Annotated in this window: 9 protein-coding genes; 4 read left to right on the top strand and 5 right to left on the bottom strand. The window is 68.3% G+C overall.

Annotated features, from left to right (window positions below; genetic code table 11):
* The first annotated feature begins 150 nt into the window (after nt 1–150).
* Complete coding sequence (locus AC06FE_RS18865; RefSeq protein ID WP_478073927.1) at nt 151–2,997, top strand: TonB-dependent receptor domain-containing protein; 2,847 nt, start codon at nt 151–153, stop codon at nt 2,995–2,997.
* Nucleotides 2,998–3,039: 42 nt separating this feature from the next.
* On the opposite strand, the gene AC06FE_RS18870 is transcribed toward AC06FE_RS18865, so the two are convergent.
* The 5 genes from AC06FE_RS18870 to radC form a co-directional block, all read right to left on the bottom strand.
* Nucleotides 3,040–3,501 carry a hypothetical protein gene (locus AC06FE_RS18870; RefSeq protein ID WP_478073928.1) on the bottom strand — a complete coding sequence of 154 codons (462 nt, stop codon included), beginning with the start codon at nt 3,499–3,501 and terminating at the stop codon, nt 3,040–3,042.
* A 56-nt stretch (nt 3,502–3,557) separates the two neighbouring features.
* Entirely contained in the window at nt 3,558–4,310 is a 753-nt protein-coding gene (locus tag AC06FE_RS18875; RefSeq protein ID WP_446541701.1) for an SDR family NAD(P)-dependent oxidoreductase, read from the bottom strand.
* 594 nt (nt 4,311–4,904) lie between these two features.
* The gene (locus tag AC06FE_RS18880; RefSeq protein WP_478073929.1) at nt 4,905–5,771 is read right to left on the bottom strand and encodes an SPOR domain-containing protein; all 867 of its coding nucleotides are present in this window, start codon (nt 5,769–5,771) and stop codon (nt 4,905–4,907) included.
* A gap of 20 nt (nt 5,772–5,791) precedes the next feature.
* Nucleotides 5,792–7,480, bottom strand: a complete 1,689-nt coding sequence (gene argS, locus AC06FE_RS18885) for an arginine--tRNA ligase (RefSeq protein WP_478073930.1) — start codon at nt 7,478–7,480, stop codon at nt 5,792–5,794.
* 112 nt (nt 7,481–7,592) lie between these two features.
* Complete coding sequence (gene radC / locus AC06FE_RS18890) at nt 7,593–8,267, bottom strand: RadC family protein (protein ID WP_192288221.1); 675 nt, start codon at nt 8,265–8,267, stop codon at nt 7,593–7,595.
* A gap of 96 nt (nt 8,268–8,363) precedes the next feature.
* Between radC and coaBC the strand changes: the two genes are divergently transcribed.
* From coaBC to AC06FE_RS18905, 3 genes are read left to right on the top strand one after another with little or no spacing between them, the layout of a single operon-like run.
* Nucleotides 8,364–9,617 (top strand): bifunctional phosphopantothenoylcysteine decarboxylase/phosphopantothenate--cysteine ligase CoaBC, encoded by a 1,254-nt coding sequence (coaBC, locus tag AC06FE_RS18895; RefSeq protein ID WP_478073931.1) that lies wholly within the window; start codon nt 8,364–8,366, stop codon nt 9,615–9,617.
* Nucleotides 9,614–10,087, top strand: a complete 474-nt coding sequence (gene dut, locus AC06FE_RS18900; protein ID WP_313255216.1) for a dUTP diphosphatase — start codon at nt 9,614–9,616, stop codon at nt 10,085–10,087. Before coaBC ends, dut begins: the two co-directional genes overlap by 4 nt.
* A 14-nt stretch (nt 10,088–10,101) precedes the next feature.
* Nucleotides 10,102–12,450 carry a phosphomannomutase/phosphoglucomutase gene (locus AC06FE_RS18905; protein WP_478073932.1) on the top strand — a complete coding sequence of 783 codons (2,349 nt, stop codon included), beginning with the start codon at nt 10,102–10,104 and terminating at the stop codon, nt 12,448–12,450.
* Nucleotides 12,451–12,610: the final 160 nt, after the last annotated feature.

Below are 12,610 nucleotides of genomic sequence, written 5' to 3' on the forward strand. Positions count from 1 at the left end.
GAAATAGCCGATGGCGATGCTGTTATTACCGCCGGCATCTCCTGCTGGCTGATACCGCCGAGCGCAGGATCTCATGCGATGCGGTCATTATTCAGCGTGTGAACGAGTTCCTAGCATCCGTCGCTCAGCCCGATCAGAGGAAGTGTACGGATGCAGTCCCAGCACGAGCGTCATCGCAAGACCATCAGTCCCGTTATCGCGGGGCACAGCCGTCATCTGCCTGCACGCTCCGTGCTTGCCTGCGTGATCGTCGCTGCGCTGGCCGGTGTGCTGTCGCCGTCGCAGGCCCATGCGCAATCGGCCGAACAGCTGCAGCGTGAGAACGCGCAGTTGAAGGCCGAGATCGCGCGCCTGCGCCAGGCGGCCGGCCTCCCGCCGGAAGCCGGCACCGCGGCGCCACCGAGTACCGCGGCGCAGGCATCGGTCGAGCCGATACCAGCATCGGACGTCGGGGATGCAGCGCTGCTGGATGCGGTGATCGTCAAGAGCGAGCAGATCAAGCAGCAGGCCGCGTCGATCTCGGCGGTTACCGGCGAGGAGCTGGAGAAGTTCCACGTCAACAACTTCCGCGACATCGTCAATCGCATCGGCAACGTGCGCACCTCGTGGCAGAACCCGAACACCGCCTCGATCTTCGTGCGCGGCGTGGGTTGGGCCGCCGGTGCCGGCGTGCTGGAGCCCAGCGTCGGCGTCAGCGTGGACGGTGTGGGTCACGGCATCAATGCGATCTCCGCGTTGAGCAACTACCTGGACATCGAGTCGGTGCAGGTGGTGCGTGGGCCCAACGGTACCGAAGGCGGTCGCGCGGCTAACGTGGGGCGTGTGGAGATCACCACCCGCAAACCGAGCTTCACCCCGGAAGCGCGCGCGGCGATCACGCTGGGCGAACGCAACACCACCATCGCCACCGCGGTGGTGGGTGGTGCCATCATCGACCAGAAGCTGGCCTACCGCCTGAGCGTGAACCGCGAGGCGGCCGATGGTCCGTTCGACAATGCCAACGACACGCACTACAGCTGGCGCAATACCGACCGCACCAACGTGCGTGCGCAGCTGCTGTTCACGCCGAACGATCGCCTTGAAGCGAACCTGTCGGTGGATGTCACCCCGAAGGGCCGCGAGATCTGCGAGAACTGCTTCTGGTTCAACACCAAGACGCCAGCCACCTACGACTGGACCAATCCGGTCACCGGCCAGCCGGGGCAGGTGAACTACGCCGAGGATGTGTTCGGCAAGCTGCAGCGGCGCTGGTTTGCGCAGAACCCGAACTACACCATCGACGACTACTACCGCCCGCACGTCAACACCATCGGCGAGTACCCGAATACCTACAAGACCGCCGGTGTCACCGCCAACGTCGCCTACAAGCTCAGCGACACGACCACGTTGACCTCGATCACCGGCTGGCGCGACTACGACTTCTCGCAGGGCGCGGGCTCGCATACCGGCTTCGAGTGGTTGCGTGCCCCGCGCGGCACCCAGACCAGCTTCGAGCAGCTCAGCCAGGAGCTGCGCCTGGACAGCCAGTTGAGCGACGGCCTGAGCCTGCGTGCCGGCGGTTTCTATTTCCACGGCAAGTTCCCCAACTACAGCCAGACCGAGCGCTACGGCACCGATGCCGGGGCGTACTACGCCAACGCCGCGCAGTACGCGTTGCTCGATCCGATCAATCCGGCACTGCCCAATGCGGTGGATGCCGCCGGCCGGTTGCTGCTGTTCAATTCCACCTATGGGTTGGTCACCCAGCGCAAGGAACGTTACGACAACAAGACGCTGGCGGCGTACTCCAACCTCAAGTGGGAGGTCACCGACGACTTCAGCGTCAATGCGGGCCTGCGTGTCAGCCGCGAGACCCGCAACACCCGCGCCGGCAGCGCGATCCTGGCCGACGGCTTTGCCGGGGAGCTGAACCCGGCCAAGGTCAACAACGTCGTCTACAACGGCTTCGCCAACGATGCATCCGGCAACCTCGCCGCGGGCAACAACGCGGCGCAGCTGGCACTGGCCGACCTGGTCGCACAGAAGTACTTCGGCGTGGCCACCTACGGTGCTCTGAGCGCCAGGCAACGCCAGCAGGTGGCCGCGGCCAAGGCGATCCGCGCCGGCCGCATCGGCAGCTCGTATCTTGAGGTTGCCGCGCCGGAGTACCAGGAGACGCTGTTCAGCGGCGTGCTCGGTGCGAACTACCGCATCAACGACGCATTGACCGTGTATGGCTCGTACCGCTACGGCGAGAAGCCGGGCATCACCCAGATCGTCGGCGCCACCGCGTTGGGCGGGAAGTCGGTGCCGGCCAAGGCCGAGTCCACGCAGGCCTGGGAGCTGGGCTTCAAGTCGCTGCTGCTCGATGACAAGCTCTCGCTGGCCGGCACCGTGTTCCTGCAGGACATCAACGACTACATCCAGAACACCTTCGTCTACGACGAGGTGCAGACCGCGCTGAACAACGACGGCAAGCCGGCCTACGTGGCCGCGCTCGGCAACGTGCCCAAGGTGCGCACCCGCGGCCTGGAGCTGGACGTGGCCTACTTCGGCATCCCGTACACCACGCTGCGCTTCTCCGGTGCGTACACGGATGCGACCTACCGCAAGTTCCCGCGCGCGCCGAACCCGGCCGAACTGGGCGGTGGCAATCCGGCCGGCCCATACTACGACGCCAGCGGCAAGACCCTGCCGGGTGCGCCGAAGGTCAGCGGCAACCTGTTCGCCGACTTCTCGTACCCGCTGGGGCAGGTGTGGGCATTGCAGTCCAACCTCAACTACAACTACCAGAGCAGCTACTACACCGACACGCTGCTGTCGCGCTACGCCAAGACCGATCCACTGGGGACCACCGATTTCTCGATCGGCCTGGGCCGCCAGGATGGCCGCTTCGCGATCAGTCTGGTCGCCAAGAACCTGTTCGACCAGGACACCGGCGTGCCGCTGACCTGGAACTCGTACAAGCCGGGCATTCCGCGCTGGCTGGGCGTGACCGTGCAGGCGTCGTTGTACTGAGGCGCAGGAAGGCATCGCCGGCCAGGCTGGCCCGTTGAGGGGTCAGCTGGCCGGCTTGAGGTCCACGCCTTCCATCGCCTGTTCAACGCTGTCCGCGTTGCAGCGCACGGTGGCGACGTGGCGACCATTGACCTCCACGTTCACGCCGGCCTGCACTTCGTGCTCGTCGGTCATGCGGTCCACGCTCCAGAACACGTCATAGACCGTGTTGCCGTTGGGCACGCTGATCGAATAGGAGATCGCCCGCCCGATGCCTTCCCATTGCCAGGTGGAGGCCTCTTCGCGGCGCGCCTTCAGCTGCATTTCCGGGGGCCGTCCGGGCTTGCCGAAGGTGTAGTGCAGCGTATCGCCCGCATCGCACAGCAGCACCTGCTTGCCGTTGGTGGTGTTGCAGGTGAACAGCGGTGTTTCGGCCGCGGCGCAGGTGTTGCCGGCCGCGGCCGGCATGGCGGTGAATGCGGCGGTCAGGGCCAGTGCCGCGACGGCATGTCCGTGGCGTTCCATCTCGCTGCGTCTCCTTGTCTGTGGATGCGTGGTCCGCACGACCGCCGCTGTGGTGGTCAGGCCTGTCGCGCGACCTGGAAGCCAGCGAACGACTGGCTGACCGGCATCAGTTCCAGGCGGTTGATGTTCAGGTGCGGCGGCAGCGTGGCCACCCAGAAGATCTGCTCGGCGATGTCGGCAGCCGTCATCGGGTCGGCCCCCTTGTACAACTGGTCCGACGCGGCCTGGTTGCCGTGCGTGCGCACCAGGGTGAATTCGGTTTCGGCCATGCCCGGTTCGATCGCGGTCACGCGTACGCCGGTGCCGTGCAGGTCCGAGCGCAGGCCCAGCGAGAACTGGCTCACGAAGGCCTTGGTGCCGCCGTAGGCATTGCCGCCCGGGTACGGGTAGATGGCGGCGGTGGAACTGATGTTGATGATCGCGCCGCGGCGTTCGATCAGCTTCGGCAGCAGCGCATGGGTCAACGTGACCAGCGCGGTGATATTGGTGTCGATCATGGTGCGCCAGTCGTCCAGGCTGGCGTGCTGGGCCGCGGCGGTGCCCTGGGCGAGGCCGGCGTTGTTGACCAGCAGGTCGATGTCACGGAAGCCGGCCGGCAATGCCGCCAGCGCCGCCTGCATGGCCGCGCTGTCGCGGATGTCGAACACCGCCGCATGCACGGTGCCGGAACCGAATTCGTCGACCAGCGGCTGCAGGCGCTCGGCACGGCGACCGGTGACGATCACCTTCCAGCCGGCCGATGCGAAGCGACGTGCGGTGGCGGCGCCGAAGCCGGAAGTGGCACCGGTGATCAATGCAGTCTTGGACATTGCGGAATCCTTGGGGCAGGGATTTCGATTTTCGCACTTTGCGGTGGTGCGGGTGTGGGGAGGTCGCCGCCTCAAGCAAAGGGCCAAAGCCAAAGCGCCCTCTCATCCCAACCCTTCTCCCGCAGGCGGGAGAAGGGCTAAAGCCAAGAGCCAAGAGCCACAGCACCCCTCCCCAACCCTCCCCTGCGCCCGCGGCGCAAGGGAGGGGGTGACTGAGTGATCTGTCGGGCCGCGGCGTGGCGAAGCAGCGCTCTGCTCCCTCCCTTGCGCCGCAGGTGCTGGGGAGGGTTGGGGAGGGGTGCTCTTTGCAGGTAAATCAACGTCGCAAAAAGATTGAATTTCGAGCAGGCGCGCACTCAAAGCCCCGGGTGCGCCCCGCTTACCCGGGCTACAACGGCACAAACAAAAAGCCCCAACACCAAAGCGATGTCAGGGCCTGAATGTTCGAAGGGCTCTTCAAGTGATCTGTCAGTCGCAACAGCCCCCCTTGAGTCAAGAAGGGGGCGCGCCGACAGGCGCGGGGATTTGGAGAAGAGGGGCACGGGGGCCAAAGTTTGTTTCACAAACTTTGGAGTGAAGCCGCCGTAGGCGACTTCACTGCGCCTTGATCGCCATCGCCTGCAGTCCGCTGCCGTCGAGCTTGGACTTGGCCTCGGCCAGTTCGCTGGCGGTGCCGTACGGTCCCATGCGCACGCGGTACACGGTGTTGCCGTTGATCTGCGCCGATTCCACGCGCGCGGCCAGGCCCATCATCGCCAGCTTGGCCTTGGTGGCTTCGGCCTCGCCGGAAGCGCCGAACGCGCCGGCCTGCAGGATGTAGCGCACGTTCTCGCTGGCTGCCGCAGGTGCGGCGGCGGCCGGTGCCGGGGTTGCCGCGGCCGGCCGGGTAGCGGGCTGGGCGGAGGCGACCTGGGCCGGGCGGGCCGGCGTGGCTTCGGCCACCGGCGTCGGCTGGCGCGGCGTTTCGCTGACCGGTGCCGGCAGGGCGGCGGTGGCCGGCAGCGGGCGACCTTCCAGCGCGGCCTGCGCACGCTGCGCCTCGGTCGGCGGGGTGGCGCTGGCCGCTGCGGCGGCACGCGCAGCCGCGGCACGGCGCTGTTCCTCGGCCTTGGCACTGGCCGCCAGCTCGGCGTCGGACATCTGCACTTCGGTGCCCGGCAGCAGGTTGTAGAACTCGTACTGCGTGGCAGGCTTGTCTTCCGGCTTGGTGGCCGCCTGCGCGGCGGGCCGTGGCACATCCACGCCCGCATCGACGTCGGCATCGGCGACCGGCGCCGGCTGTGCGTCCGGGTTGGGTTGCGGGCCTACCCGCAGGAAACCGTCGCCGTCCTTCTTGAACAGGTTCGGGGCCGCCAGGAACACCACGGCAGCGATCGCCGCACCGGCGACCAGCCACACCCACCCGGGCGTGCCGTTGCCGCTGTTGCGTCGTGCCTGTGTCTTGCCGCGTCGTGCTGCCATTTCTACTGCGTCTCCTTGACTTACATCTTTTCCGGGGCGCTCACGCCCAGGATGCCCAGACCATTGGCCAGCACCTGACGGGCCGCGCAGGCCAGCGTCAGCTTGGCGTTGCGCGAGGCCCCGTCGTCCACCAGCACCGGCGTCCCGTGATACCACGTGTGGAAAGCGTGCGCCAATTCACGCAGGTACTGCGCGACCTGGTGCGGTTCCAGCGCGGCGCCGGCGGCTTCCACTACTTCCGGGTAACGCGAGATTTCGTTCATCAGTTCCAGCGACAGCTCGTCGCCGAGCAGCGACAGCGCGGCCAGGCCGTCGGCCTGCTTGTAGTCCAGGCCCTTCTCCTGGGCCTGACGCAGCAGCGAGCAGACCCGGGCATGCGCGTACTGCACGTAGAACACCGGGTTGTCGTTGCTCTGCTGGCGGGCCAGGTCGATGTCGAAGGTCAGCTGCGAGTCCGGCTTGCGCGCGATCAGGAACCAGCGCACCGCGTCGCTGCCCACTTCCTCGATCAGGTCGCGTAGCGTCAGGTAGCTGCCGGCACGCTTGGACAGCTTCACTTCCTCGCCGCCGCGCATCACCGTGACCATCTGGTGCAGCACGTACTCCGGCCAGCCCTGGGGGATGCCCAGGTCCAGCGCCTGCAGGCCGGCGCGCACGCGCGCCAGCGAGCCGTGGTGGTCGGCGCCCAGCTCGGTGATGGCGCGCTCGTAGCCGCGCTGCCACTTGCTCAGGTGGTAGGCCACGTCCGGCAGGAAGTAGGTGAAGGTGCCGTCGGACTTGCGCATCACGCGGTCCTTGTCGTCACCGAAATCGGTGGAGCGCAGCCACAGCGCGCCGCCTTCCTCGTAGGTGTGGCCCGAGCGGATCAGCTGGTTGACGGTCTCGGCGACCTTGCCGTCCTTGTACAGCGAGCTTTCCAGGAAGTAGATGTCGAAATCCACCCCGAACGCGGCCAGGTCCAGGTTCTGCTCGTTGCGCAGGTAGGCCACGGCGAAGCGGCGGATGGACTCGATGTCCTCGGCGTCCTTGGCACCGACCACCTGGCTGCCTTCCAGCTCGACCGTCTGGCCGAGCAGGTAGGCCTTGGCCACGTCACCGATGTAGTCGCCGTTGTAGGCGTCGGCCGGCCACTGTGCGTCGCCCGGCTTGAAGCCGCGCGCGCGCGCCTGCACCGATTTGGCGAGGTTCTCGATCTGCACGCCGGCATCGTTGTAGTAGAACTCGCGCTTGGCGTTCCAGCCGTTGGCTTCCAGCACGCGGGCGATGCAGTCGCCGATCGCGCCGGCGCGGCCGTGGCCGACGTGCAGCGGGCCGGTCGGGTTGGCCGAGACGTATTCCACGCCGACCGAGCGGCCGTTGCCGCTCAGGTTGCGGCCGTAGTCGGCGCCTTCCTTGAGCACGCTGACCACTTCGCGCTGGTAGGCCACCGGCGCGAGCTTGAAGTTGATGAAGCCCGGGCCGGCGATCTCGACCTTGGCGATGTCATCGCTGGCGGGCATGGCCTCGACCAGCGCCTGGGCCAGTGCGCGCGGGTTGCTGCGCGCGGCCTTGGCCAGCAGCATCGCGGCGTTGGTAGCGAAGTCGCCGTGTTCGCGGGTCTTGGGTCGCTCGACCACGAATTCCGGCGGCAGGGTGTCGGCAGGCAAGGTGCCGTTGGCGCGCAAGGCTTCGATGCCTTGGCCGATGATGGCGCGGAGTTGGGGTTTCACGTGGACTATCTGCTTGAAGCGCGGAACTGCCCATTTTACCCGACCTGTGGGTCAACCGCCCCCGGATCGCCGCAGGTGGGGGTCAGGATTGTCAAAACCGCGTTGACGGGCTTCACATCCAGCCACGCGCGGCCAATGACACCGGCGGGCCGTCACCGACCACGAAATGGTCCAGCAGGCGCACCTCCACCAGCGCCAGCGCCTGTCGCAGGCACCGGGTGAGGGCGCGGTCGGCCGCCGAGGGCTCGGGGTCGCCGGAGGGGTGGTTGTGGCCGACGATCACCGCCGCGGCATTGTGGGCCAGGGCCCGCCGGACCAGCTCGCGCGGATGGACCTGGGCACTGTCGAGGGTGCCGCTGAACAGCTCCTCGAAGGCCAGCGCCCGGTGCCGGGTGTCCAGGAACAATGCGGCAAACACCTCCTGCGTATGGTGGCGCAGGCGCTGGGCGAAGTAGCGGCCGGCCGCGTCGGGGTCGCTCAGCAGCGTGCCGCGCTCCAGCGCCGTGGCCAGGTGGCGGCGGCCCAGTTCCAGCGCGGCATTCAGCTTGCAGGCGCGGGCCGGGCCGAGCCCGCGCAGGCGTGCCAGCGCGGCCGGTTCACGGTCCAGCAGGGCCCGCAGCGAGCCCTGCGCCTGCAGCAGTTCACGCGCGGTCTGCACCGCATCACGGCCAGGCAACCCGGAGCCCAGGAAGATGGCCAGCAGTTCGGCATCGGACAGCGCGCCGGCACCGCGTGCCAGCAGCTTCTCGCGGGGGCGTTCGGCGCGTGGCCAGTCACGAATGTGCATGCCGGCAGGTTGGGTGTTGATGAGCAAAAGGTGGATCGGCCCGGAGATACCCTTCGGTTAAGCTAATCGTTCTTGTGCAGCTAGGAATTTCCACTCGTGACCAGCGTTTCCCCGAGTACCCCGGCGTCCTTGCGGCCGCTGGAAGGACAGAAGCTGCTGTTGTGCGTCGGTGGCGGCATTGCCGCCTACAAATCATTGGAACTGGTGCGCCGCCTGCGCGACGCCGGGGCCACCGTGCAGGTGGCCATGACCGCCGGGGCGCAGCAGTTCGTCACCCCGCTGAGTTTCCAGGCGTTGTCCGGCCATCCCACCCGCACCACGCTGTGGGACAGCGCGGCCGAGCAGGCCATGGGCCACATCGAACTGGCGCGCTGGGCCGACCGCATCGTGATCGCGCCGGCCACCGCCGACCTGCTGGCGCGGCTGGCGCATGGCAACGCCGATGACCTGGTGACCACGCTGTGCCTGGCCACCACCGCGCCGCTGACGGTCTGCCCGGCGATGAACCACCGCATGTGGCTGCACCCGGCCACGCAGGCCAACATCAGCCTGCTGCGCGGGCGCGGCGTGCAGGTGATCGGTCCGGAGGACGGCCCGCTCGCCGAGGGCGAATCCGGACCGGGCCGCCTGAGCGAGGCGCAGGCCATCGTCAGCGCGCTGGCGGCCAACCTGGCCGCACCGGCGGCGGCCGTGCCCGGCCGCCTGAACGGGGCCCGGGTGCTGATCAGCGCCGGCCCGACCTATGAAGACCTGGACCCGGTGCGTTACGTCGGCAACCGCTCCAGCGGCAAGATGGGCTATGCGCTGGCCGCCGCGGCCGCCCGCCAGGGCGCGCAGGTGGTGCTGGTCAGCGGCCCGGTGCAGCTGCCCACGCCGGCCGGCGTGGAGCGCATCGACGTGCGTTCGGCCGCGCAGATGCGCGAGGCGGTGCTGTCGGCGTTGCCGGCGGACATCTACATCGGCGCCGCCGCGGTGGCCGACTACACCCCGCGCCAGGTGTCGCCGCAGAAACTGAAGAAGACCGCCGGCAGCCAGACCCTGGTGCTGGAGCTGGTCCGCACCGCCGACATCCTGGCCGAAGTGGCCGCGCAGGAGCAGGCACTGAAGCTGGTGGTCGGGTTTGCCGCCGAAACCCACGACGTGGAGAAGTACGCCCGTGGCAAGCTGGCCGACAAGCACCTGGACCTGATCATCGCCAACCAGGTCGGCGTCGCCGGCGGTGGCTTCGAGAGTGACCAGAACGCGGCCACCGCCTACTGGAACGGTGGCCAGCGCGAGTTCCCCGGCACCGCCAAGACCCAACTGGCAGAACAACTGCTGGACCTGATCGCGGAGAGACTGGACGCATGAGCAACCCCAACGCATTGCAGCCCCTGCAGGTAAAGCTGCTGGACCCCCGTTTCGGCGATGCATGGCCGTTGCCGGCCTACGCCACCGAAGCCAGCGCCGGCATGGACCTGCGCGCGGCCATCGAGGCGCCGCTGGCGCTGGTACCGGGTGACGCGGCGCTGCTGCCCAGCGGCATCGCCATCCACATCGCCGACCCGGGCCTGTGCGCGGTGGTGCTGCCGCGCTCCGGGCTGGGCCACCGCCACGGCATCGTGCTGGGCAACGGTACCGGGCTGATCGATGCCGACTACCAGGGCCCGCTGCTGATCAGCGTGTGGAACCGCGGCCGCGAAGCCTTCACCATCGAGCCCGGCGACCGCATCGCGCAGCTGGTGGTGATGCCGATTGCACGCGTGAGCCTGCAGGTAGTGGATACTTTCATCGACAGCGCACGTGGAGCGGGTGGATTCGGCCACACCGGGGTGCGCTGACAGGGGAAAACACGATGAGCCAAGGGAAAGAAGGGCGCCCGCGCATCGCGCTGGGCCGTTCAACACCGCTGCTTGCGGTGCTGGTGCTGCTGTTGGCCGGCCTGTTCGGCTGGAGCGCGGTGAACCAGTGGCTGCAATCCGATACCGGCACGGCGCTGGAGCAGTCGCGTGACCAGGCGGTGGCGGGCGTACAGAAGGCGCTTGACGGGCAGACCCGGCAGTTCGCCAGCCAGCTGCAGCTGGAACCGGTGAAGGCCGCCCTGGCCGGCGGCGACGCCCAGGCCAGCGCGCTGGCCATCCGCGACAAGTGGAACGGCGTCGAAGACGCCGTGGTGCTGGATTCGACCCTGATGGAGGCCTACGCCGATCCGGCCGCCTTCGGCTATGCACGGCTGTCGCTGCTGGAACTGGCCCTGGCCGAAGGCAAGCCGGTGGCGCGCGTGGTGCGCGACGGCGGTGCGCCGCGGTTGGGCCTGGCCGCACCGGTGCGGCTGGGCGAGCGCGAGGCGGTGGTGTACATCCGCCAGCCGTTGAACCGCCTGACCTCGGTCTTCGACACGATCGACGCGCCGGGCAGTGCCTTCCTCGGCCTGCGCCAGGGCGGCTTCACCATCGTCGCCAAGGGCAACACCGGGCTGGGTGGTGGTGCCGATGCACTGGCCCGCCCGGTGGGCGAGACCGGCCTGCGCGTGGTGGCCGAACTGCCGGACATCGGTGAAGGCCCGATGGGGCTGGGCATGGTCGCCTGCGCGGTGGTGGCGGTGCTGCTGCTGGCGCTGGCCGTGCTGATGCTGGTGGGGCGCAAGCGCCTGAAGCTGCCGGCCCTGCGCCGCACCACCGAAGTGGTCGACGACAACACGATGACCCTGCAGCAGGCGCTGGAGCAGGAACCCCTGCCGGTGGCCGCAGCCACCTCCGCGCGCGCCGCCGGCGAGGACGCGCCGGTGCGTCCGGAACCGGGCGCCGAGGCGGTGGTGCCGGGCATCTTCCGTGCCTACGACATCCGTGGCGTGGTCGGCACCGAGCTGACCGGCAACGTCGCCACCCTGATCGGCCAGGCCATCGGCAGCGAGATGCAGGCCCAGGGCCTGCGTGAGGTGGTGGTGGGCCGTGATGGCCGCCTGTCCGGGCCGGAGCTGGCCGATGGCCTGATCGAGGGCCTGCGCCGCGCCGGCTGCGATGTCATCGACATCGGCATGGCACCGACGCCGGTGGTCTACTTCGCCAGCTACCACCTGCGCGCGGGCAGCTGCGTGGCGGTGACCGGCAGCCACAACCCGCCGGACTACAACGGCTTCAAGATCGTCATCGGCGGGGAAACCCTGTCCGGTGACGCGATCACCGCGCTGTACACGCGCATCCAGGAAGGCCAGCTCAAGCGTGCCGATGCGCCGGGCAACCTGTCCGAGCGCGAGGTCATCAACGATTACGTGCAGCGCATCGCCGATGACGTGCAGCTGGACCGCCCGCTCAAGGTGGTGGCCGACGCCGGCAACGGCGTGGCCGGTGCGGTCGCCCCGCAGCTGCTGGAGGCCATTGGCGCCGAGGTCATCCCGTTGTACTGCGACGTGGATGGCACCTTCCCCAACCACCACCCCGATCCGAGCGACCCGCACAACCTCGAGGACCTGGTGCAGATGGTCAAGCGTTTCGATGCGGACCTCGGCGTGGCCTTCGACGGCGACGGCGACCGCCTGGGCGTGGTCACCCGCGAAGGCAAGGTGATCTTCGCCGACCGCCTGCTGATGCTGTTCGCCGCCGACGTGCTGATGCGCAACCCCGGCGCGATGGTGCTGTACGACGTCAAGTGCACCGGCAAGCTGGCCGACTGCATCCTGCGCAACGGCGGCAGCCCGATGATGTGGAAGACCGGGCATTCGCTGATGAAGGCGAAGATGCGCGAGACTGATGCCGAGCTGGCCGGCGAGATGAGCGGCCACTTCTTCTTCAAGGAGCGCTGGTACGGTTTTGATGACGGTCTGTACTCGGCCGCGCGCCTGCTGGAGATCCTGGCCCAGCGCGAGGAGTCGCCGGAGGAGGTGTTCGCCGAGCTGCCGGATGCGATCTCCACCCCGGAGCTGAAGGTACCGGTGGAAGAGGGCACCCAGCATGCGCAGGTGGCGCTGTTCGTCGCTGCCGCGCAGCTGGAGGAATCCCCGTTCGCCGGTGCGCGGTTGTCCACCATCGACGGCCTGCGTGCCGACTTCAACGATGGCTGGGGCCTGGTGCGTGCTTCCAACACCACGCCGGTGCTGGTGCTGCGCTTCGAGGGCGACAGCGAGGCGGCGCTGGAGCGGATCAAGGGCGTGTTCCGCGCGCAGTTGCAGCAGATCCTGCCGGAAGGCACCGAACTGGGTTTCTGACCGGACTGGTGTGTCGCCACGAAGGCCGTCCGCGCGCTGTGCGGGCGGCCTTCGCGTTTGCAGGAGCGCCCGGGGGCGCGAAGCCGATGCCCTCCGCACCCGCGAAATGCTGCGTCATCGGCGAGATGGCCCGCTTCGCGCCCGAAGGCGCTCCTGCCGG

This window comes from Stenotrophomonas sp. Steno-C18 (assembly GCF_056393195.1).